Annotated in this window: 25 protein-coding genes; all 25 read right to left on the minus strand. The window is 47.4% G+C overall.

Annotated elements, in window-relative coordinates:
• Positions 1-7: 7 nt before the first annotated feature.
• The 25 genes from HMPREF1863_RS03220 to lepA all read right to left on the minus strand — a co-directional run bounded on the left by HMPREF1863_RS03220 (position 8) and on the right by lepA (position 22,656).
• Positions 8-841: a pyruvate, water dikinase regulatory protein gene (locus HMPREF1863_RS03220; protein WP_068367310.1), complete on the minus strand. Its 834-nt coding sequence runs from the start codon at positions 839-841 to the stop codon at positions 8-10.
• The gene (locus tag HMPREF1863_RS03225; protein ID WP_068367312.1) at positions 831-1,454 is read right to left on the minus strand and encodes a helix-turn-helix transcriptional regulator; all 624 of its coding nucleotides are present in this window, start codon (positions 1,452-1,454) and stop codon (positions 831-833) included. Before HMPREF1863_RS03225 ends, HMPREF1863_RS03220 begins: the two co-directional genes overlap by 11 nt.
• Positions 1,455-1,461: 7 nt before the next feature.
• Positions 1,462-3,555: a glycine--tRNA ligase subunit beta gene (gene glyS / locus HMPREF1863_RS03230; protein WP_068367314.1), complete on the minus strand. Its 2,094-nt coding sequence runs from the start codon at positions 3,553-3,555 to the stop codon at positions 1,462-1,464.
• Positions 3,548-4,435: a glycine--tRNA ligase subunit alpha gene (gene glyQ / locus HMPREF1863_RS03235; RefSeq protein ID WP_068367316.1), complete on the minus strand. Its 888-nt coding sequence runs from the start codon at positions 4,433-4,435 to the stop codon at positions 3,548-3,550. Before glyQ ends, glyS begins: the two co-directional genes overlap by 8 nt.
• A 13-nt stretch (positions 4,436-4,448) precedes the next feature.
• A complete protein-coding gene (recO, locus tag HMPREF1863_RS03240) occupies positions 4,449-5,159 on the minus strand; it encodes a DNA repair protein RecO (protein WP_068367319.1) in 711 nt (236 codons plus the stop codon).
• Positions 5,140-6,036: a GTPase Era gene (era, locus tag HMPREF1863_RS03245; protein ID WP_068367321.1), complete on the minus strand. Its 897-nt coding sequence runs from the start codon at positions 6,034-6,036 to the stop codon at positions 5,140-5,142. Before era ends, recO begins: the two co-directional genes overlap by 20 nt.
• A 1-nt stretch (position 6,037) precedes the next feature.
• Positions 6,038-6,445 (minus strand): cytidine deaminase, encoded by a 408-nt coding sequence (gene cdd, locus HMPREF1863_RS03250; RefSeq protein WP_322630397.1) that lies wholly within the window; start codon positions 6,443-6,445, stop codon positions 6,038-6,040.
• A 1-nt stretch (position 6,446) separates the two neighbouring features.
• Positions 6,447-7,154, minus strand: a complete 708-nt coding sequence (locus HMPREF1863_RS03255; protein WP_068367323.1) for a diacylglycerol kinase — start codon at positions 7,152-7,154, stop codon at positions 6,447-6,449.
• A complete protein-coding gene (gene ybeY / locus HMPREF1863_RS03260; RefSeq protein WP_068367325.1) occupies positions 7,141-7,605 on the minus strand; it encodes an rRNA maturation RNase YbeY in 465 nt (154 codons plus the stop codon). Before ybeY ends, HMPREF1863_RS03255 begins: the two co-directional genes overlap by 14 nt.
• A complete protein-coding gene (locus HMPREF1863_RS03265) occupies positions 7,592-8,569 on the minus strand; it encodes a PhoH family protein (protein WP_068367585.1) in 978 nt (325 codons plus the stop codon). The genes ybeY and HMPREF1863_RS03265 overlap by 14 nt, the downstream gene beginning before the upstream one ends.
• A 50-nt stretch (positions 8,570-8,619) precedes the next feature.
• Complete coding sequence (locus tag HMPREF1863_RS03270; RefSeq protein ID WP_068367327.1) at positions 8,620-9,027, minus strand: hypothetical protein; 408 nt, start codon at positions 9,025-9,027, stop codon at positions 8,620-8,622.
• Positions 9,024-10,022: a flotillin-like protein FloA gene (floA, locus tag HMPREF1863_RS03275; RefSeq protein ID WP_068367329.1), complete on the minus strand. Its 999-nt coding sequence runs from the start codon at positions 10,020-10,022 to the stop codon at positions 9,024-9,026. The genes HMPREF1863_RS03270 and floA overlap by 4 nt, the downstream gene beginning before the upstream one ends.
• Positions 10,023-10,703, minus strand: a complete 681-nt coding sequence (locus HMPREF1863_RS09075) for an NfeD family protein (protein ID WP_068367331.1) — start codon at positions 10,701-10,703, stop codon at positions 10,023-10,025.
• An 81-nt stretch (positions 10,704-10,784) separates the two neighbouring features.
• Positions 10,785-11,228 (minus strand): GatB/YqeY domain-containing protein, encoded by a 444-nt coding sequence (locus HMPREF1863_RS03285; protein ID WP_068367333.1) that lies wholly within the window; start codon positions 11,226-11,228, stop codon positions 10,785-10,787.
• Between the two features lie 19 nt (positions 11,229-11,247).
• The gene (gene rpsU, locus HMPREF1863_RS03290) at positions 11,248-11,427 is read right to left on the minus strand and encodes a 30S ribosomal protein S21 (RefSeq protein WP_068367335.1); all 180 of its coding nucleotides are present in this window, start codon (positions 11,425-11,427) and stop codon (positions 11,248-11,250) included.
• A 110-nt stretch (positions 11,428-11,537) separates the two neighbouring features.
• Entirely contained in the window at positions 11,538-11,876 is a 339-nt protein-coding gene (locus HMPREF1863_RS03295; RefSeq protein ID WP_068367337.1) for a histidine triad nucleotide-binding protein, read from the minus strand.
• A complete protein-coding gene (gene mtaB / locus HMPREF1863_RS03300; protein WP_068367339.1) occupies positions 11,857-13,179 on the minus strand; it encodes a tRNA (N(6)-L-threonylcarbamoyladenosine(37)-C(2))-methylthiotransferase MtaB in 1,323 nt (440 codons plus the stop codon). Before mtaB ends, HMPREF1863_RS03295 begins: the two co-directional genes overlap by 20 nt.
• Complete coding sequence (locus tag HMPREF1863_RS03305) at positions 13,176-13,898, minus strand: RsmE family RNA methyltransferase (protein WP_068367341.1); 723 nt, start codon at positions 13,896-13,898, stop codon at positions 13,176-13,178. Before HMPREF1863_RS03305 ends, mtaB begins: the two co-directional genes overlap by 4 nt.
• Entirely contained in the window at positions 13,895-14,806 is a 912-nt protein-coding gene (gene prmA / locus HMPREF1863_RS03310; protein WP_068367342.1) for a 50S ribosomal protein L11 methyltransferase, read from the minus strand. Before prmA ends, HMPREF1863_RS03305 begins: the two co-directional genes overlap by 4 nt.
• Complete coding sequence (gene dnaJ, locus HMPREF1863_RS03315) at positions 14,806-15,936, minus strand: molecular chaperone DnaJ (RefSeq protein ID WP_068367589.1); 1,131 nt, start codon at positions 15,934-15,936, stop codon at positions 14,806-14,808. The genes prmA and dnaJ overlap by 1 nt, the downstream gene beginning before the upstream one ends.
• Before the next feature lie 114 nt (positions 15,937-16,050).
• Positions 16,051-17,877: a molecular chaperone DnaK gene (gene dnaK / locus HMPREF1863_RS03320; RefSeq protein ID WP_068367344.1), complete on the minus strand. Its 1,827-nt coding sequence runs from the start codon at positions 17,875-17,877 to the stop codon at positions 16,051-16,053.
• A 48-nt stretch (positions 17,878-17,925) separates the two neighbouring features.
• The gene (gene grpE, locus HMPREF1863_RS03325; RefSeq protein WP_068367346.1) at positions 17,926-18,465 is read right to left on the minus strand and encodes a nucleotide exchange factor GrpE; all 540 of its coding nucleotides are present in this window, start codon (positions 18,463-18,465) and stop codon (positions 17,926-17,928) included.
• An 8-nt stretch (positions 18,466-18,473) separates the two neighbouring features.
• Positions 18,474-19,499: a heat-inducible transcriptional repressor HrcA gene (gene hrcA, locus HMPREF1863_RS03330; protein ID WP_068367348.1), complete on the minus strand. Its 1,026-nt coding sequence runs from the start codon at positions 19,497-19,499 to the stop codon at positions 18,474-18,476.
• A 175-nt stretch (positions 19,500-19,674) separates the two neighbouring features.
• Positions 19,675-20,811: a radical SAM family heme chaperone HemW gene (gene hemW, locus HMPREF1863_RS03335; RefSeq protein WP_068367351.1), complete on the minus strand. Its 1,137-nt coding sequence runs from the start codon at positions 20,809-20,811 to the stop codon at positions 19,675-19,677.
• A 39-nt stretch (positions 20,812-20,850) separates the two neighbouring features.
• The gene (gene lepA, locus HMPREF1863_RS03340; RefSeq protein ID WP_068367353.1) at positions 20,851-22,656 is read right to left on the minus strand and encodes a translation elongation factor 4; all 1,806 of its coding nucleotides are present in this window, start codon (positions 22,654-22,656) and stop codon (positions 20,851-20,853) included.
• Positions 22,657-22,662 lie beyond the last annotated feature (6 nt).

Below are 22,662 nucleotides of genomic sequence, written 5' to 3' on the forward strand. Positions count from 1 at the left end.
CGATCACCTAAAATCTTTCCATCATGTAGTCGTTAATGATTTCCGCCGTCTCCTCAATGGCCTTGTTGGATACGTCGATAATGGTGCAGCCGATATCGCGCATAATACGCACGGAATAGTCCACTTCCTCTTCGATGCGATCTACATTGGCGTATTTTGCAGAGGAATTAAGCCCGAGGGCGCGGAGGCGTTCTTCGCGAATGGTGTAGAGTTTTTCGGAATTCGCCACGAGACCGAAGAGGCGTCGATTATCTTTTTTATAAACCTCTTTCGGCACCGGCACTTCCGGTACCAAGGGCACATTGGCGACCTTATAAAGCTTGTTGGCGAGATACATGGAAAGGGGCGTCTTCGATGTACGGCTTACGCCTACGAGGACGATGTCCGCCTTTACAATACCTCTCGGGTCTTTACCGTCGTCATATTGTACGGCAAACTCGATAGCTTCTACTTTTTTAAAGTAGTTATCGTCCAGGCGGCGAATAAGTCCGGGCTCACGCATAGGTTCGTATCCTAAAATCGATTCCAGCTCATTCATAGGCGGCCCCATGACATCCACTGTATGGAGATGAAGCTCTTCTTTTTTCCGCTTAATGTAAGCTCTCGTTTCCGCGTCCACATTGGTGTAGACCACCAATGCTTTTTTGTGTTGTGCCGCTTCTTCCAATAAAGGCTTAATTTGATCCACCGTGTTGGTATAGGGGAATCGCTTAATCATAAATTCCGTCGTATCAAACTGTTTTACCGACGCCTTGGCAATGAGTTCGCCCGTCTCGCCGATACTGTCGCTAATGACGTAAACCATTAAAACATTGTCTTGGTCCGGCTGATTACTGTACATCGTCTCCCCCTAAATCTACCATTAAACGGTTAATATTGGTCTTGGTAATGCGCCCTACCACTTTTAAATCTTTCTCTCCGGAAAGCACAGGCAGCGCGTCGATTTCACCTTGCTCGATTTTAATGCAGGCCTCATAAATGGAATCTTCGGGCCCGACACTAATAATATTGGGCATGCGGGTCATAATCATGGAAATCGGCGTCTTCTCGAGATCCGCCGTTCCGATGGCGGAACGCAATAAATCTTTTCGCGAAACACAGCCGACTATTTCCCCGCAACGTGTAATAAAGACCGTGCCGATATTTTCCAAAAAGATCGTGCAGATCACGTCGTAGACGCTGGCTTTTTCGTCTTGCACGACGGGTACGCTCATAATATCTTCCACTTTAATGGAATCGAGCACATCCCGTATGCGCACAAGTTCCGGCTTGCCTTTGTAATAATATCCGACTTTCGGCCGGGCATCTAAATAACCGAGCATGGTCAAAACACTGAGGTCATTTCGAATAGTCCCTCGGGCAAGTTCCAAACTTCCGGCAATATCGTCGCCGATAATCGGGCCGCGATCTTTTACAATGGCGATAATTTGCTCTTGCCGCTCCGTCAGTTTCATTTAGCACCTAACTTTCGACAATTTGCTTCCCGTTAAATTCTCTTTGTACTAAATTATTGATTTTTTGTACGAGTTTCAAGCGATTGATCTTAAGCTCTTCCTCTTCCGCCATAACCATTACATCGTCGAAATAGTTGTGAATGAGTTCGGTTAAAGTAGCCAATAACTCGAGATAATCGTAATCTTTTCGCTTACCGTAAAGTTCGTTAAGATCGTCTTCGATGCTGAGAACGCCGCGATATAGGGCAAATTCCGTTTCCGTCATTAAGGATTCGTCGATAGCGCCTTCGAGGGGTTCCGCTTTTGCCGCCAGGTTTTCTACCCGAGTAACGGCTTCTAGGAAGGATTTGCGATCATCTTCTGTAAAGAATACTTGAAGAGCCTTCGCTTTTTCAAAAATACGTAAACTGTCTTCTCCGTGAATATCGTTTAGGGCTTCGACGATGTCGTAACGAATACCGTCTTCATCAAGCATGGTGGAAATACGGCCGCGGAAGAAATCCAAAATTTGTCCGCTAACTTCTTCCACATCGAAGACGAGACCCATAGAATCTACAAATCCAAATAAGGACGCTTCGATACATTCGCTCAAAGGAAGTTCCCAACGTTTTTCATTGATCATGCGCAAAATACCGATGGCTTTACGACGAAGGGCAAAGGGGTCTTGACTTCCCGTCGGCACTTGACCGATGGCAAACAAGCCGCAGATAGTGTCAAATTTATCTGCCAACGAGACGATGGTACCTGTTGTAGTTTCGGGAAGTTCGGCGCCACTTGCGACGGGCATGTACTGCTCTTTAATGGCTGAGCAGACAATGTCTTCTTCCCCGTCGAGCTTGGCATAAATGCTTCCGATAATCCCTTCAAGTTCCGTAAATTCCTGTACCATGTTGGTGGTAAGATCGGCTTTGGAAAGATAGCATGCCCTTTGTGCCGATTCGACCGTCTTTTCATTAACGGCTAAAATTTCACCGATGCGCACCACGAGATTGGAGATACGTTTGGATTTATCCGCCATGGTACCCAGTTTTTCCTGGAATACGATGCCGTCTAAAGCGGGCACATAGTCTTCCAACGGACGGGAGCGGTCGTTTTCGAAGAAGAAACGTGCGTCTTCTAAACGTGCCTCTAACACTTTTTCGTTACCTTCTGCCACGACTTCCTGATAGTCTTCGTTGCCGTTGCGAATGGTAATAAAGTAAGGTAGAAGATCTCCTTCCGGGCTGTAAACCGGCGTAAAACGCAGATGTTCGCGCATGGGCGTCGTAATAACGACAGCAGGCAGTGCCAGGTATTTTTCCTGAACATTACCGAAAATTGCCGTGGGATATTCCACGATGAAAGTAAGCTCTTCCAACAAATCCTCGTCGGATCGAATGTCGCCGCCGTTTGATTTGGCCATGTGACGAATTTGGTAGAGAATTTTTTCTTTACGCTTTTCGTGATCTAAGATGACGTAATTCTTTTCGAGAAGTTCTTCGTAATGTGCCACGTGATCGATTTCAATAGCACTGCTTCCCAAAAAGCGATGACCTCTGGTCACATTACCCAGTTTAATTCCCTCTAAATCGAAGGGAACGACCTTATCATCGAGCATGGAAACGAGCCAGCGGATAGGACGGGCAAAGCGAATGTTCTTGCCGCCCCAACGCATGTTTTTCGGGAAAGGAATGTGGCGAATGGCTTCGGGAATAATATCCGCAAGAATAGCTTCCGCCGATTGACCTTTTTTATGAATGTGGGCGTAGACATAATCATTACCCTTTAATTCGCGAACTTCCAAATCATCTTCCGTTACGCCTTGGCTCTTCATAAAGCCCAGTAGCGGTTTGTTAACGGAGCCGTCTTCCAGATAGGCGATCTTTTTGGCAGGTCCCTTTACCCATTCTTCTATATCTTCCTGAGATTCGGCAATGCCGTAAATCATCAGACTCAAGCGGCGCGGTGTCGCATAAGCTTCGATGTGATCAAAAGCCAATTTGTTTTCATCCAAACGCTTTTCCACATCGTCACGGAAAGCATTTAATGCATTCCGAACGTAGGAAGAAGGTAACTCTTCCACGCCGACTTCGATTAAATAAATTCTTTCCGGATTACTCATGATCATCCTCCGCTTTCTTTAATAGAGGGAAGTCCATAGCCTCTCTCTGTTCGATGTATTTTTGTGCAGCGAGCCTTGCGAGATTACGCACCCTGGAAATATAGGATGCCCGTTGGGAAACGGAAATGGCGCCTCTGGCATCGAGTACATTAAAGGTGTGGGAACATTTTAAAACATAATCATATCCGGGCAATACGAGATCAAGCTCGAGTACGCGATTGGCTTCTTTTTCGTAAATATCGAAAAGATTTCTCAGCATATCCATATCGGCTACTTCAAAGCTGTATTTTGAGTGTTCGTATTCCGCTTTTTTAAAGATATCACCGTATTTAATGTGGCCGTTCCAGTCGATGTCGTAAACCGTATCCACATTTTGAAGGTACATGGCAATACGTTCCAAACCGTACGTAAGCTCCGCACTTTCCAAATCGCAGTTAATGCCGCCTACTTGTTGGAAATAAGTAAATTGCGTAATCTCCATGCCGTCGAGCCAAACTTCCCAGCCGAGGCCCCACGCACCGAGGGTGGGAGATTCCCAGTTGTCCTCTACAAAACGAATATCGTGTTTTAAGGGATCGATTCCCAACACTTCTAAACTTTTCAGATAAAGCTCTTGAACATTTTCAGGGGACGGTTTCAAGATAACTTGTAACTGGTGATGTTGATAGAGACGGTTCGGGTTGTCGCCGTAGCGGCCGTCCGCCGGACGTCTCGACGGTTCTACATAGACCGTACGCCAGGGTTCGGGACCCAATGTTCTTAAAAAGGTGTGGGGACTCATAGTACCGGCGCCTTTTTCCGAATCGTAGGCTTCTAAAACCGTACATCCCTGTTCATTCCAATAAGTTTGTAATTTCTGCATCATGGCTTGAAAATGCATAGTTTCCTCCCCCCTACATTCTTAATTGTAGAGATTGAATCTTGTCTAAATCCAAATTGACTTTCAAATAATTCGTAAGCAGCCGATAGGTCTTTTCCACCGTCTGCTTGTCCGTCGTGGCCAAATTTATCTTATCTAATGAAGTATATAGCAAATGACGAAATGTGTAAATATCCGCAGGATCGACGGCGACGCCGCCGGTGGAATTTTCCCCCTCGACGATTCCCCGATCCGATGAAAAATACGCTTCTACTTCATCTGTGGAAGGAATAAGGGGCCGGTAGCCCATAAACGAAACGTATTTAATGACGAAACCTAAAAATATGGGAAGGGGTTCTTTTCCGGAACTTAACTCATGAAGGGCTTTTCGCAGCAGAGAAAAAATTCTCGCCGTTCCTTCCCCCTCCATACTGCTTCTGTCGACAATTTCCACAATGGCCGATGCGTAAATTAATCGGTCATAAGAGGCTCTCAACCCTAAATTGGCCTGTAAAATTTTGCCGCTGTTGAGATAGTAAATTGATCGGCCGCGACTTAATCGGTAAAGGCCGAAAGTAAACACTTCGCTTAAAGGCAAAAAACGCGAGCGTCTCGATTTGGCGCCTTTTACGATCACCGACACTTTTCCCTTTCGCTCGGTATAGAGCCTTAGGATACGATCACTTTCACCGTAAACCGTCTCGCTTAAGACGATGCCCTGGCACTCAATCCGTTCGGTAACCAAAGGCTTTCACCTTTTCAGCTTTTTCGCGCCAGTTTTTGCTGACCTTTACCCAAAGCTGCAGATTGACCGGGCTGTCGAGAAACGCTTCGATTTCCTTGCGAGCTTCCATGCCGATACGTTTCAACATTTGTCCGCCCTTGCCGATAATAATCCCTTTATGAGAATCCCGTTCCACATAGATCGTCGCTTGAAGATCCAACATGTCCTTATCGTCATAGGGGCGCATGCGGTCAATGGAAACGGCGACGCCGTGAGGTACTTCTTCGTGTAAATTGAAAAGAGCTTTTTCCCGAATGATTTCCGAGACGATAAATTTTTCCGGCTGATCAGTAATCATATCTTCCGGATAGTATTGAGGCCCTTCCTTTAAATAGTCGAAAATCGTGTCGATCAGGTGTTCGATATTTTCATCTTTCAATGCGGAAACGGGAACGATATCTTTAAAAATACCCATTTCCGAGAAACGAGCGATAATGGGAAGTACCTCATCTCTCGGCGCCGTATCCACTTTGTTGATGACGAGAATGGCGGGCACGTCTTTTGCCAGCTTTTCCATGGCTTCTAAGATCATTTTGTCCTTAGCGCCCAGGTAATCGCTCATGTCCACCACCATGACCACTACATCCACCCCTTCCAAGGAGGATTCGCTGGTCTTCAACATGTAATCGCCCAATTTATTGCGAGGCGATTGAATACCCGGCGTATCGAGAAAGACAATTTGCCCGCGATCGTCGGAATAGATCATGGTAATTTTATTGCGCGTGGTTTGCGCTTTATTCGATGTTATGGAAATTTTTTCTTTTAAAATGCGGTTCAGCAATGTGCTCTTCCCCACATTGGGGCGTCCCACTACGCTGACAAAACCCGATTTATACATGTTATTCTCCTTTTAAACTTTCCGGCCCGAAACTGTGGGGCAACAGATCGTCGAGACGATAGACGGCGTATTCTTCCGTATTCCGCGCCACGATAATCTCGGCGTCTTTTCCGAATTCGCGAATGACTTGGCGACACACGCCGCAGGGATAGCCCATATCCTCTCCCGCGACGATGGCGATTTTTTTGATGCACTTCGCCCCTTCACTCACGGCTTTAAAAATGGCCACGCGTTCGGCGCAAATCGTCGGTGAAAAGGCGGCGTTTTCAATATTGCAGCCTTCATATATTTCCCCGTCGTCTGCTATTAATGCGGCGCCCACCGGATAATGGGAATAGGGTACATAGGCTCTTTTTTGCGCTGCCATGGCGCGCTCGATCAACTCTTTCGTTTCTATTTCTCGATTCATATCAACCCATCCAAACAAAAATAATGACGGCGATGGCGATTCCTAAAATGGCTCCCGCTACCGTCTCCATCGGCTTATGTATTTCCCCTTCAATGCGGCTTTCCGCCACTAAAAAGGCAAGGCCGAACGCCAACGCGGCGATAAAACCGTTCATGGATATAAAGGCAATGGAAGCCGCAATGCAAAATGCCAAAGCGGAATGGCCGCTGACGGCGCCGCCCTGAAAGTAACTTCCCCCGTTTTTTCGATGATACAGAAGCTTAAACCCTACGGTTAAAATCAACACGATGACGATGGCTACAAAGGTTAAGTGAGGCCCGGAATTTTTAATTCTTACGAGAACCACATCGGAAAAACTCATAATGCGATCGAAGAATAAAAGATAGCCCGTCACGGCGGCGTTAATCCCCGCAAGAAGCACGGCGCCGGCGCTAATGTCTTTAACGAGCTTGGCGATGGGATGGTATTCCTGAGTGACCATGTCCACCACTCGCTCGATGGCCGTGTTAAATAACTCCGACACGATGACAAAGGTGACGGCAAATATCAAGGATATAAATTCGATGCGTGATAAGTTGAAAAACAGACTGAAGGCAATGACGCCGAGAGCCGCCAAATAATGAAACTTCATGTTTCGTTCCGTATGAATGGAACTGATAATGCCTTGAACCGCATAGTTAAATGATTTTATAAAATTACCGCGCTTCATAGTCTTCCCTTTCAAATGCGGCAAGAAGTTCTTCTTCCCTTTCCCGCATGATTCGCTTTTCATCCTCTTCCATGTGATCGTAGCCTACGAGGTGGAGCAAGCTGTGTACCGTAAGATAGGTAAGCTCCCTACGGTAAGAATGGCCGAATTCCTCCGCCTGCTCCTTCACCTTTTCAGTATTTATGATCACGTCTCCGAGATTGCGATAGTCATCAAATGCCATGTCCATAGGGAAGCTGAGCACATCGGTGACCCGATCCACCCCTCGATAATCGCGATTAAGTGCTCGAATTTCCTCGCCGTCTACGAAGCTGACGGAAACTTCCACTTTGTCCTCGTCGCAAATTTTATCCGCTACAAAAGCGATCAGACGTTGAATGAGGTTCCGATCTTCCTCTGCAAGGGCGAGAGCCTTTTGACGATCGTCGATTAAAAGATCAAGATGACGCATTGTCCTCACCTTTATCCTCGTTCTTCTTCTCTTTCCCTTTTTCTTCAAGCTCTCTGTCGTGTCGTTCGTAGGCTTCGATGATTCTTTGAACCAAGGGATGACGCACGATGTCCGTCCGGCCCAGGCGAATAATATCCACGCCCTTTACCCCGTCTAAAATACGGAGCACAGTTTTTAAGCCCGATTGCTTTCCTCGAGGAAGGTCGATTTGGGTGACGTCGCCGGTAATAATAGCCTTGGATCCGTAACCTAAGCGCGTTAAGAACATTTTCATCTGCTCGTTGGTCGTATTTTGCGCTTCGTCTAAAATAACGTAGGCATTGTCCAGCGTACGGCCTCGCATATAAGCGAGGGGCGCCACTTCGATAAGACCTTTTTCAAGATATTTTCCGAAGGCGTCTTGCCCTAAAATTTCAAATAAGGCGTCGTACAAAGGCCGTAAATAGGGATCCACCTTCATTTGTAAATCGCCGGGTAGAAAACCTAAGTTTTCTCCGGCTTCCACTGCAGGGCGGGTGAGAATAATACGATTCACTTCTTTGTCTTTAAAGGCCTTTACCGCATTGGCCATGGCGATATAGGTTTTACCCGTACCTGCCGGCCCGATGCCGAAGACCACATCGTTGCTGCGAATAGCATCGAGATAGCGTTTTTGCCCCAAGGTCTTCGGACGGAGAGGGCGTCCCATTTCCGTATAGACGATGACGTCGTCTAAAAGGGAATTAATACTGTCTTCGATGCCGTCGTTTACGAGATCGATGCTGTAGCCCACATCCCGCTTGTCGATCTTTTTTTGTCTTTGTATGGCTTCCAATAAATTATGGAGCACAATTTGCGCCTTATGGCAGCCTTCTTCCCCGCCTTTTACCTTGAGCCCTCCGTTATCCTGAACGATGGTAACCTCAAAGGCCTTTTCGATCATTTTAATGTTTTCATCCAAGTAGCCGAACAACTCTTTTAACATGCGAGGATCATTAATTCCTATTTCAAAAGTCTCTTGCAAGAACTTCTCCTTTACTTCCGTTTACACTTCGGTTGACCTATGATTTCCTGATAAATAATCGGGCGCACCGCCGGATCGTAAGATTCCACGAAATCCAGAGGCCGGCTTTCTTTTTGTAAAACCGGCGGTTTCTTTAATTCCTCATGTTGAACCAAATCGAGGACTTTCTCTTCCGCCTCTTGCGTTTTCACTTTCGGTTTCGATTGTTTCTTTTTCTTACCGAAAGCCGTGGATTCTAAAGACGATTTCGGCGGCGTCTTGCCACGAGCAATGGCCTCTTGCACTTCAATGGGAACGCCTTGAAAATCCTTTTTAAGAATCTTCTTTCCCTTCGCCTTGACACTCTGTTCATCGGCGAGCTTTTTCACATTTCGAAAAATCGCCCAGCCCAGAATGAGCAGCCCTAGAAGCGAACTCATGCTCGATCGCCGCCGTCGGATACGATTTTATCTCCACTTTTGGCAATGGCTTCGCGCATGGAGGTATCGCTCTTCATGTTTTCAAGTTCGTAATAATCGTTGACGCTCATGGAGCCGTTTTTAAGGGCTTCCGCCAAGGCTTTGGGAACTTCCGATTGCGCTTCTACGACGCGAGCGCGCATAGCTTCCACTTCCGCGCGCATTTCCTGTTCCCTGGCGATGGCCATGGAGCGGCGTTCGCTGGCCTTCGCCTCGGCAATACGCTTGTCCGCTTCCGCCTGATCGGTTTGAAGTCTCGCACCGATATTGCGGGCCACATCCACATCGGCTATGTCGATGGAGAGAATTTCGTAAGCGGTGCCGGAATCCAGTCCTTTTTCCAATACCACTCTGGAAATATTATCCGGATTTTCCAAAACCTCTTTATAGGTTCTCGAAGAACCGACAGTAGTGACGATGCCTTCCCCGACTCTGGCAATAATGGTTTCTTCACCGGCACCGCCGACTAAGCGATCGATATTGGCGCGAACCGTAACCTTCGCTATGACCAGGACTTCGATCCCGTCTTGTGCCACGGCGGAAATTTTCGGCGTTTCAATAACCTTCGGATTGACGCTCACTTGTACTGCTTCGAGAACATCCCGTCCCGCCAAGTCGATGGCGGCAGCTTCTTCAAAATTAAGTTCGATGTCCGCCCGTTGTGCGGCGATTAACGCGTCCACAACGGCGTCCACATTACCTCCTGCCAGGGAGTGGCCTTCCAAAGCGCCGATATTTAATTCCATACCTGCCTTCGTCGCTTTAATCATGGGATTGACGATGCGGCGAGGTCGTACGCGACGCAGACGCATGCCGATAAGATCGCTTAAACGCACTTTCACGCCCGAGAAAAAGGCCGTAACCCATAATCCCACGGGCACCATCGTTAAGATGATAAACAAAGCGACGACGATTAAAAAACCAATTAATCCCGCCAGTATTATACCGATTGTCATTTAGGAAACCTCCTTAACATAAACAGATTTACCGCGAACGGCGACGATGACCACGTCGCTGCCCTTTTCTATAAAAGAGCCTTCCGAGTGCACCGTTAGTTTCTCCCCGTCGAACACGCCGGTTCCCGTAGGCCTTAGTGCCGTTAGGGCGACGCCCGTTTCTCCCGGGTTGTGTCCGAGCATTGCTTGAGGATGGGCCACCTCTTTTGAAATCAACGGCTTAAGTAATGTAATCTCCTCGCCGCGCTGAATAAAATTCTTTACCATAAGGGCGATGATCACGGCGGCCACGAGAAACGTAATCGCGGCCTGAATGCCGCCGCCTATGGAAAGGGCGATGGATAAAAGAAATAGAACAATGCCGCTTATTCCCGCTACGCCGAAGCCGGGAAGAATCAGCTCGAGGAAAAAGAGGGCGCCGCTAATTAAAAAAAGTAAAAAGGTAAGAGACGACGCCATCCCCGTTCCCATGCCGAGAACAAAATAAAAGAACATGGCGCCTAAACCGAAGATCCAGCTCTTGGATCTGCTCCCGGAAAAAAGTGCATTGACGAGGGCGACCAGGGCGAGAATGACCAATGCCGAACGTATCAATTGAATGATCGTAAGCATTTCACTCGGAATATTGTAATTGACAGCTGTTAAAAAATAACGACCCAGTAGTTTAAAAGGCGCTTTCATGTCCATTCCTCCTAATGGATTTATACCCGTCAATTTACCCTATAATCGAAAGTAACCCGGAGAACAAATCCCCGGGTTAACTTATTTTAGAATGCGATTTACAATTGCATTAACTGCTTTACCGTCGGCGCGTCCTTGAACCTTCGGCATTATACTTTTCATCAGAAGACCCATTTGCTTCTTTTCGGTAATGTTGTTTTCTTCCATTACCTTTCGAATCATCGCTTCGAGTTCTTCTTCCGATAATTGTTCAGGCATATAGTTTAAAAGAACGTCAATTTCCGCCTTTGTAGAATCGACAAGATCATCCCGTCCGGCTTTTTGAAATTCTTCGATGCTTCCGCGTCGCTCTTTAATTTCTTTCGCTATGACTTGGATAACGCCATCGTCGTCTAGTTCGACACGTTCGTCGACTTCTTTTTGTTTAATGGCGGCGCGTACCATGGTAATGGTATCTTTCGTTCTCTTATCCTTATTTTTCATTGCAGTTTTAAGATCCTGCATTAAGGTTTCTTTTAAAGACAAAACAACACCTTCTCAACGATTAGTATTTACGTTTTTTTCTGCGTGCTTCCTCAGATTTTTTCTTACGCTTTACACTGGGTTTTTCATAATGTTCACGCTTGCGAACTTCCTTTAAAACACCACTGGAAGCACATTGTCTCTTGAATCGTTTTAAAGCGGATTCTAAAGACTCGTTTTCTCCAACGCGGATTTCCGACATGTTTTTCCCTCCCCTCTTTAGAAAAGAGTGATTAGTCTTTTCGACTAAATTCTTAACTATTATACACGTTTAGGGAGTTGAATTCAACAAAAGCTGTCGTCTTAAATTATTTAACCCGGAGGCCATTGTAAACTTCTTCCGCCTAAAACGTGGAAATGCATATGTTTTACCGACTGACCGCCGTCTTCGCCGATATTGTTTACGACGCGATAACCTGCGGAAAGATTTTCCTGTTTCGCAAGATCGCGAATTTTCTTGAAGATATAGCCGACTAACTCGCCATCCTCATCTTCCAACGCATCGAGAGAATCGATGTGTTTTTTGGGAATAACCAAAAAATGAGTGGGCGCTTGAGGATCGATATCGCGAAAGACGAAAATCTTGTCGTCTTCGTAGAGACAATCCGAAGGGATGTCGCCGGCAATAATTTTACAAAACAGACAATCCATGCTCATTCTCCTTTCCGATGCGGCCCGTTAACTGGCCCTCATCTTCTCCCTCAATTGTAACATATTCCAGACGATTATGAAGGTTTTTATCGCTACGCACGGCGATACGCAAATAATTTGGCGTATAACCGAAATAGAAATCGTCTTTTTCTTCTTCAAAGAGCACGGGATAGGTTTTGCCTGCAAGTTTTTCAATAAACGCATGATGCATCTTATTGCCCAGCTCGATCATTTCCCGGGCCCGCTCTTTTTTCACATCCCCGTGAATTTGATCGCTCCGCTTGGCTGCCGGTGTATTTTTTCTGCGACTGTAAGGGAAGACGTGGAGATCGCTGAAGGCCATCTCTTTTACAAAATCGTAGCTTTCCTTAAAATCCTCGTCCGTTTCCCCGGGAAAGCCCACGATAACGTCGGTGGTAATGCCTGCGTCGGGATAATACTCGCGAATGCGCTTCACCGTTTTACGGTATTCGTCGGGCGTGTACTTGCGATTCATTGCCTTCAGCGTTTGAGTGGCGCCGCTTTGAAGTGACAAATGGAAATGAGGCATAAAACCGTTCAATTCTTTCACTCGTTTTAAAAACTCATCGGTAATGGTCATAGGTTCCACCGACGAGAGGCGAATGCGATCGATTCCCTTCACGCCGTCGATTGCTTCGATTAAGTCCACGAGGGATAAATCGCCCTCTAAATCTTTGCCGTAACTTCCGATGTGAATCCCCGTAAGCACTACTTCCCGGAATCCGTTTTTCCCGAGGCGCTCCGCCTCTTTTACGGCGTCTTCTATATCTCTTGAACGAATGAAGCCGCGGGCGTAGGGGATAATGCAGTAAGAGCAGTATTGATTACAGCCGTCCTGCACTTTCATGTAGGCCCGAGTGCGCCCTTCCACTTCTTTAATGGCAAGGCTTTCAAAGGGATCGCCTTGGGCGTGTTGTTCCACGTCTACGATTTGATCCGACCCTTTAAATAATTCATCTAAATGGCGGGGAAGTTCTCTACGATTTTTCGTGCCGAGGACCAAATCTACCCCTTCGATTTTCGCCACTTCCTCTTGGGAAACCTGAGCATAACAGCCGAAAACCACCACTTTGCAATGAGGATTTTTTCGTTTGTGGCGCCGAATAATTTGTCGACTCTTCCGATCGCTCTCGTTGGTGACGGTACAGGTGTTAATGAGCACCACATCCGCATCCTCTTCCGTGTCGAGGATATAGCCTTCGCCTTCGAGCATTTCCTCCACGGCTTCGGTTTCGTATTGATTCACTTTGCAGCCCAGCGTATAAATTTTAAAGCGTCTCAAGCTCTTCCCCTTTCCATTAAACGGCGCACAACATAGGAAGCGACGATGCCCGCCGTTTCCGTTCGTAAAATCGAATCGCCCAATGTGACGAATATTCCCTTCCCCTCGAGCAGTTTCACTTCCCTTGGAGCCAAGCCGCCTTCCGCGCCGATTAAAACGTAGACCGTGCCTTTTTTCTCGAAGGAAAGATCCATAATATCCCGTTCTTCTTCCCCTTCGTAACAGACGACGAGAACGTCCTCTTCACTCAGATTGTCCACGAGATCGTCTACCGTCCACAGGTCGCCGACGTCGGGAATGAGCCGTCGATTGGATTGTTTCGCCGCTTCTTCGGCTATTTTTTCAAACCGCTTGCGCTTGCTGTCGTATTTCTTCGAAAGATTGGCGACGGAACGATCGGTTTGAATGGGAATGAAGCCGTCGATGCCGCATTCTGTTGCGTGTTTTAATACGAGCTCGGTCTTTTGGCTCTTCCCCACGCCTTGGCAAAGGACGAGGCGACTCCCCTCACCCTCGTCCGGAAGTTGCTCCTCCACCATGACGAAGGCTTCGTCTTCTATGATGTGAAGTTTTCCGAGAAACTGCGTTCCCTCGTAAGCGAGGAGAATGTCCGCGCCCTCTTCCTTTCGGAGCACGCGAAGAAGATGGAAACTGTCCTCTCCATCCAGTTTTGCGTAATTTCCTATAACGGGTTTGTCCTTTACGAAAAATTGTCTCAATCTAATCTCCTCGCTGCCACCGCCGACCAATCGCCGTCGGTTTTATCGTCGAGAAGTTCAAAGCCTTCTCGTTCAAGAGCATCGATGACATCCTGAAGCTTTTCTTTTAAAATCCCCGACGCGATGTAAATGCCGCCGATCTTTACGTGTTCCTTTACATCGTGGAGCATGCCGATAATCACCTCGGCAAAAATATTGCTTACTACCACATCGGCAGACTCCGTCACCACGCTGAAAAGATCCCCTTTACGCAAATCGATGCGATCGAGCATCTTGTTTTTTTCGGCATTTTCCTCCGTGGCGATCATACACTGAGGATCCAAGTCCACTGCGATAACCTTCTTTGCGCCGCTTTTGACGGCGACGAGGGAGAGAATACCGCTGCCGCAACCGATATCGATCACGCTATCTCCGGGACGAATGTAGTCCCTTAAATAACGAGAACAGAGGAAGCTTGTGGCATGATTGCCGCTCCCAAAAGCCATGCCCGGATCTAAAATAATAATCTCTTCTCCGTCTTTTACATCGTAATCTTCCCAGGAAGGCACGATGGTCAGACCCTCGTCAATGGAAATGGGATGGAAGTAAGATTTCCAGTCATTGGCCCAATCCTGATCGGGCACATCCCCCTCTTCCACTTCAAAGCCTTTTTCCATTGCGCCTTTTTTTACGGCGAGCCTTTCTTCCTCTTGAGAAGCATCGAAATAAGCTTTTAACTCGAAACGATCCGCATCAATTTCCAGCACATCTTCGTCGACGGCATCCCAAATAAAACCGCCTTCTTTTAAATTGTCGATGGCATCTCCCGAAATGACTTCGTAACTGTCGACGCCCTGTTCCTGTAGAAAAAGTTCCCCTTCTTCTTGGCGACTGTGATCGCCTTTAATCGTAAGCATTTTATATTGCATTAGTCAAAAAAGTCCTTTAGCTTTTGTAGAAATCCTTTTTCCTGCTCGGTCTTGGTTTCGCCCTTTTGATTGCGAAGTTCTTCTAAAAGTTCCCGCTCTTCGTCGGAAACCTTCGTCGGTACGAGAATCTTAACGGTAAAGAGTAAATCTCCCGCCCCTTTCCGTCTAAGGAAGGGAACCCCTTCTCCTTTAATAGTGAAGGTCTCGCCGCTTTGGGTGCCGGCGGGAATATCGTAGTCGATAATTTCCTGCAAAGTAGGCACTTTAATCGTGCCGCCTAAAACGGCATCTTCGTAGCGAATAGGAATGTCTACGTGAAGATCATTGCCTTCCCGGCTAAACACGTTGTCCTCTTCGATGTGAAGATAAATATAGACCGTGCCCGGTTGGCCGCCGTTTTCTCCGGCATGGCCTTCTCCGGACATGGTGATCACGCTTCGGCCATCTACCCCTGCGGGAATACGAATGTGAAGTTTACGATTCACCGTTTCCCGTCCGCTGCCGTGGCAATGCTTACAGGGCTTTTCGATAACAGTACCCGTGCCGCCGCAATCGCTACACGGCACGACGCGCATAAAACGTCCGAAGGCGGAAGATGTGGCTTGGCGCACTTGGCCGCTGCCGCCGCAGGTTTTACACGTATGCACGCTCTCTTCGTCTTCCGCGCCGCTGCCGTGGCAACGGGAACATTCTTCCGTGCGGCGAATTTGAATATCTTTTTCCGTGCCGAAAACCGCTTCTTTAAACGTAAGATTTAAATCGTAGCGAATATGGGCGCCGTCCCGGGGGGCCTTTGCCGTGTTGCCGCCGGAAAAGTTGGCGCCGAAACCGCCACCGAACATATCGAAGATGTCGCCGAAAATATCGCCGAATCCGCCGAAGTCGCCACCGCCGGATGCGCCGAAATCATTTTTAAGCCCATCTTCCCCGTAGGTATCGTAGGTTCTTTTTTTTGTTTCGTCGGAAAGCACTTCGTAGGCGAAGTTCACCTCTTTAAATTTCGTTTCCGCCTCTTCGTCGCCGGGATGCAGATCCGGGTGGTACTGCTTGGCTTTTTTACGATATGCTTTTTTTATTTCTGAAGATGTCGCCGTGCGCTCGATCTCCAAAACCTCGTATAAGTCTCTCATAAACACCATCACTTTCTAGTCGCTCAAATAGTGTTATCATACCTTAAAATCGGCCGCTAAGGAAGATATAAACTAAAAAAGGGCACTCTCGTGCCCCTTATTAGCTTGTCGGTTTTATTTGTCGTCTTCATCGACTACTTCGTAATCGGCATCGACGACGTCGTCATCTTGAGCGGCTCCCGCTTCAGCGCCGCCTGCTTGTGCTTGTGCTTGTTTGTATAATTCTTCCGAAACAGATTGGAAAGCATTTTGAAGTGCTTCGGTCTTGGATTTAATAGCGTCGAGATCGTCGGTATCTTTTACGCTCTTCAAATCTTCGATGGCGTCTTCAACTTTTTTCTTGTCATCGTCGGAAATCTTGCCGTCTACATCTTTTAACGCACTTTCAGAAGCGTAGATTACAGAGTCTGCGTTGTTTTTGATTTCGATGGCTTCTTTTTTCTTCTTATCTTCTTCCGCATGTGCTTCCGCTTCGCGAACCTTTTGATCGATTTCATCTTCGGTCAAGTTGGAAGAAGAGGTAATGGTAATGTGTTGTTCTTTACCCGTACCCATATCCTTAGCCGATACATTGACGATGCCGTTGGCGTCGATATCGAAGGTTACTTCGATTTGGGGTACGCCGCGACGAGCCGGTGCAATGCCGTCTAATTGGAAACGACCCAGGGTGACGTTGTCGCTTGCCATTTGACGTTCACCTTGTAAGACGTGAATGTCGACGCTGGTTTGATTGTCGGCTGCCGTCGTAAAAGTTTGGCTCTTCTTCGTGGGGATAGTGGTGTTACGTTCAATTAAGCGCGTAGTGACACCGCCCATGGTTTCAATACCCAAGGAAAGGGGTGTAACGTCTAAGAGTAACAAGTCTTTAACATCGCCGCTTAAAACCCCTGCTTGAATAGCGGCACCTAAAGCGACACATTCGTCCGGGTTAATATCTTTTTGGGGATCTTTGCCGACGATGGATTTAACCAATTCTTGTACGGCCGGTACACGGGTAGAACCGCCGACGAGGAGAACTTTGTCGATGTCCGATGCGGAAAGATCGGCGTCTTTTAACGCTTCTCTTACCGGTTCTTCCGTCTTCTTAACGAGGTCGCCGGTCAATTCGTCGAATTTCGCACGGGTAAGATCCATGTTTAAGTGTAAAGGACCGCTGGCGTTGGCCGTAATAAAGGGAAGGTTGATATTGGTGCTCATGGTCGAGGAAAGTTCTTTCTTCGCCTTTTCTGCAGCTTCTTTTAAACGTTGTAAGCTCATACGGTCGGCCTTTAAGTCGACGCCGTTTTCCTTCTTAAAGTTTTCGGCGATCCAGTCGATGACGCGTTCGTCGAAGTCGTCGCCCCCTAATTTATTGTTACCGCGAGTAGCTTGTACTTCGAATACACCGTCGGACAGTTCCAAAATGGAAACGTCGAAAGTACCGCCGCCTAAGTCGTAAATCATAACGGTGGTGGAGTCTTTGTCCTTATCTTCGCCATATGCGAGGGCTGCTGCCGTCGGTTCGTTGACGATACGTTTAACGTCTAGACCGGCAATACGTCCTGCGTCTTTTGTCGCTTGACGTTGCGCGTCGGTAAAGTAAGCGGGCACGGTAATAACCGCTTCGGTAATGGTTTCACCTAAATAGCTTTCTGCGTCGGATTTCAATTTTTGAAGAATCATTGCGGAAATTTCTTGAGGGGAATAATCCTTGCCGTCGATAGTTACTTTGTAATCGGTACCCATGTGACGTTTAATGGATGCGATGGTTCTTTCCGGGTTGGTGATAGCTTGACGTTTTGCCGTTTCACCGACGAGGCGTTCCCCGTCTTTAGTAAAGGCGACGATGGACGGTGTCGTCCGGTTACCTTCAATATTCGGGATAATAGTGGATTGTCCACCTTCCATAACGGCTACTGCCGAGTTTGTTGTACCTAAGTCAATACCAATAATTTTAGCCATAATAAATCCTCCTGATTTAAACTTTATTTTTTCTTTAATCTATATTAATTACTTTGAGACTTTGACCATACTGGGTCGGATCACGCGATCGCCGAGTCGATAGCCTTTTTGTAATACATCGGTGACAGTGTTCTCGTCGACCCCTTCCTTTTCTTCCATTACCACCGCGTGGTGTAAATTGGGATCGAAAGGTTGGTTTAAAGCGTCGATTTCCACGATGTCGTTTTTAGCAAGTTCACTGCGGAATTGATCGGCGATCATTTCCATGCCATTGTAAAACTTTTCGTCTTGAACATCGTCTACCATAAGGGCCCGTTCGAAATTGTCGAGGACGGGAAGAATATCCAGGGCTAATTTTTCCATGCCCATGGCGTGCATTCTCGCTTTTTCCTCCGTGCTCCTTCTGCGGAAATTACTGTAATCCGCTTGCAGGCGAAGGTAACGATCTTCCAGTTCCTTGTACTTCTTTTCGTCTTCGCTTTCTACGACCGCTTCTTCATTGGCTGTCGCCTCCGTGGTCGCCTCTTCATCTATTGTCGTATGTTCTTGTTCATCGATCGTTTCACGATCATTATTTTCTACTACCACTTCTCACCTCAACGTTCCTTCCCAAGGCGCCGGCTCAAGGCGTCTGTAAACGCCACCAGCGCATTTGCCGATTTCCTATAATCCATGCGTACCGGTGCAATCAACGCAACCTTGCCCACATTTGAAGGGCTTAAAGGATATACTCTTCCGAGTAAGCTGTTGCCCTGCATCACATCGGCGTCGTTTTCGCTGCCGATTTTAAACTCTACATCGGAACCTGTGGAAAGTTCATTAAATAGGCGAAGGAGGTTTTCCTTCTCCTCGATGTAGCGCAAGAGGGACTGCACTCTGGAAACATCGTTAAATTCTTCGTATCGGAAAAGATTTCCCACACTACTGATCGCCACTTCCATATCGTCCACATTGCCTGCAATTTGAGAAAGCAAGTTTGTAATATGGAGCACAAAAGATTCGTAGCGAACCAATTGGCCGGATAAAACGAATTTGACGCCGTCGATATTATCGAAGGATGTTCCCACAAATGCTTTTGAAAGCACGCCGGAAATATACTCCAAATCTTCTTTATCCACGGAAAATTCCATGGGAATCATTCGTTTGACCACGACACCACGGTCGCCGACGACCAGCAACATGACGAAGTAATCCGAAACCGGAATTAAATCGAGATACTTAATCTTTCGATCGCCGCCTTTGGGCATCATCATCAACGCCAAACTGTCGGTTTCATGGGCCAGCGCCTCCACGGCGCGACGATAAAATTCGTCGGTGCCGAGCAGATGCTCGGGCATGGCGTCGATGAAACGCTCGACGAGGGAATCTTCACGGTTGATCTCGGGAATTAATTCGTCTACATAAAATCTATAAGCAGTTTCCGAAGGAATCCGCCCGGCGGAAGTATGCGGCTTCATTAAAAAGCCGAGAGCTTCCAAATCGCTCATTTCGTTTCGAATGGTCGCCGATGAAACGGAAAGACCGGATTCTTTTAACAGTGTGCGACTGCCGATGGGAACAGGCGATGCGATGTAAGACTCGATGATGCGATTGAGAATATCTAATTTTCTCTTGTCCAACATCTTGTCGCGCCTCCCTTCTCTTTTTAGCACTCATTTTATTCGAGTGCCAATTGCTTATGGTTTAAGTATACACGGGGTATTAGCACTTGTCAAGCCAGAATGCTAAAATTTAAAAAATCGCCGATATTTTTTATTCGACGATTTTCAAAAGCAGTTCGTTTATAAAATTGTGCGTTTACTCTTCATTCAATTGGAAAAAATCTACCTCTACCTGATTGGAAAGATCCCTTCCCTTTTCCGTCAGCAGAATATGGTCGTCGCAGATTTTTAAAAGTCCTTTTTCCACATTGCGCGTAACGGCATCTCCGTAGCGTTCCTTGAAGAGCATGCCGGAGGGAAGTTTTTTATTGAGATCGATCCCCTCATTTAATCGAATGTTGAGCATCATTAACTCGTTGTCTCCATCGAGAGATGTCAATTCTTCCGAGTAACCGATCGGTTTTTCTCCGCGTTTTATAGCAGCGGAATATTCCTTGAAGTCCGCTACATTGGTGTAGCGCGTATTTTGAAGATAACCTCCTGCCCCGGGGCCCAAGCCGATGTAGTGCCCTAACTTCCAATAATGGAGATTGTGGCGACATTGAAAGGCCGGTTTTGAAAAATTGGAAATTTCGTATTGTCTGTAACCCATGGCGGCGAGCATCTTCTCGTAGCGGTGAACATGGCGGCGATCTTCCCCATCGTCTTCCTGCAGGCGGCCGTAGCGTTTAAAAAAGGGGGTGCCCTCTTCCAAAATCAAGCTGTACACGCTGACGTGTTCCGGATTTAATTCCTCGATGAGGGAAATACTCTTTTCAATATCCTCCTCCGATTCCGTGGGTACGGAGGAAATAAAATCCAGATTAATATTTTCCGCGCCCCCTTCTCGCAAATGGCGAAAAGCCTTTCTCCCATCTTCCACGCTGTGAATCCGCCCCATAATATTTAAAAGACGATCACTTCCGCTTTGAATGCCCATGCTGAAACGATTGACGCCGCCGCCAATAAGTTTTGGAATGTCCAATCGAGGTACGCTTTCGGGATTACATTCGACGGTAATCTCGCCCCCTTCTTCCACATAGGGCGCAATGTGGTTTAAAATTGCGAGCAATCGTTCCGTGCCGAGCATGGAAGGGGTGCCGCCGCCGAAAAAGACCGAACTTGCCTTTCCTTCCCCCAGTTCCTTTTTATAAAACGCCCATTCCTCCAACAAAGCTTTTACATACTCATCCATTGTGCTTTCTTTTTTCGGCGGAAAGGAATAGAAATCGCAGTAACCGCATTTTTTCTCGCAAAAGGGCACGTGAATGTAAATCGAAAGAGATCGGTTCATCTTGCCTCCAAAAAAACGGACCCTTTCGGATCCGCTCTCTTAATCTTCGTCGTATTTCAACACGGCGAGGAATGCCTCTTGAGGCACTTCGACACTGCCGATATTGCGCATACGTTTTTTACCTTCTTTTTGCTTTTCGAGGAGCTTCCGCTTTCTCGAAATATCGCCGCCGTAACATTTCGCCAATACATCTTTTCGAAGGGCACGGATCGTTTCCCGAGCGATAATCTTCGAGCCGATAGCCGCCTGAATGGGCACGGCAAATTGGTGGCGAGGGATGACGTCGGTAAGCCGTTCGCAGATCTTTCTGCCCCGCTCGTACGCCTTTTCCCGGTGGACGATAAGGGAGAAAGCGTCGACTAATTCCCCGTTAATCAACACATCCATTTTCACGAGATCGCCTTGTTCGTAACCGATAAGCTCGTAATCGTAGGAAGCGTATCCCCTGGTTTTGGATTTCAACGCGTCGAAGAAATCGTAAATAACTTCGTTTAAGGGAAGTTCGTAGACGATATTGACCCGCGTTTCTTCCAAATAATCCATATTGATAAAGCGGCCTCTCCGTTCCTGGCAAAGCTCCATGACCGTTCCTACGTAATCCGTCGGCGTCATAATTTCCGCCTTAACGAAAGGCTCTTCCATGTAGTCGATGGTGGTTGGATCGGGGAGATTGGTCGGGTTTTGGATTTCCAGCATCTCGCCGTCTACCGTGTGCACGCGATAAATTACCGAGGGCGCCGTGGTAATAATATCCAAATCGAATTCCCGTTCCAAACGCTCCTGAATAATTTCCATGTGGAGAAGACCTAAGAAGCCGCAACGGAAACCGAAACCGAGGGCAACCGACGTTTCCGCGTCGAAAACCAAGGCCGCGTCGTTGACCTGAAGCTTTTCCAGGGCGTCGCGAACGTCGGTATAGGATTCCCCTTCCGCCGGATAAATGCCGGAGTATACCATGGGCACCACTTTTTTATAGCCGGGAAGAGGTTCCGCCGGCGGATTTTTGGGATCGTAAATGGTGTCGCCGACGCGAGCCTCTTTTACATTTTTAATGCTCGCCGTAATATATCCTACATCTCCGGCGCTCAATTGGGGCAAGGGAATGGAGCCGTTGGCGTTGACGCCCACTTCCACCACTTCAAATTCTTTACCCGTCGCCCACATTTTTATAATGTCGCCGGCCTTTACCTTTCCGTCGACGATGCGCACGTAACACACCACGCCGCGGTAGCTGTCGTAAATGGAGTCGAAGATCAGAGCCTTTAAAGGGCCGTTTTCATCGCCGTCGGGCGCCGGTACTTCTTCGATAATGGCATCTAACACATCGTCGATTCCGATGCCGTTTTTCGCGCTGATTAAAGGTGCGCTTTCCGCATCCAGCCCGATAATGTCTTCAATTTCTTTTTTTACTTCATCGACGCGGGAGGAGGGAAGATCGATTTTATTGAGGATCGGCACCAGTTCCAAGTCCTGATCCAATGCCAAGTACACATTGGCGAGAGTTTGCGCCTCCACCCCTTGGGTTGAATCCACGACGAGCAGCGCCCCTTCACAAGCCGCCAGGGAGCGGGACACTTCGTAATTAAAGTCCACGTGACCCGGCGTGTCGATGAGATTTAAAATATACTCTTCCCCGTCTCGCTCGTGAACCAGGCGAACGGCCTTTAGCTTAATGGTAATACCCCGCTCTTTTTCGAGGGCCATGGAATCGAGAACTTGCGCATTCATTTCCCGTTCCGTCAACATGCCCGTCTTTTCGATGAGACGATCGGCCAGGGTACTTTTTCCGTGGTCGATATGGGCAATAATTGAGAAATTGCGAATGTTCTGTTGACGATTGCTCATTCTTCC

The organism is Aedoeadaptatus coxii (genome assembly GCF_001553115.1).
In the GTDB taxonomy this organism is placed as follows: Bacteria; Bacillota; Clostridia; order Tissierellales; family Peptoniphilaceae; genus Aedoeadaptatus; species Aedoeadaptatus coxii.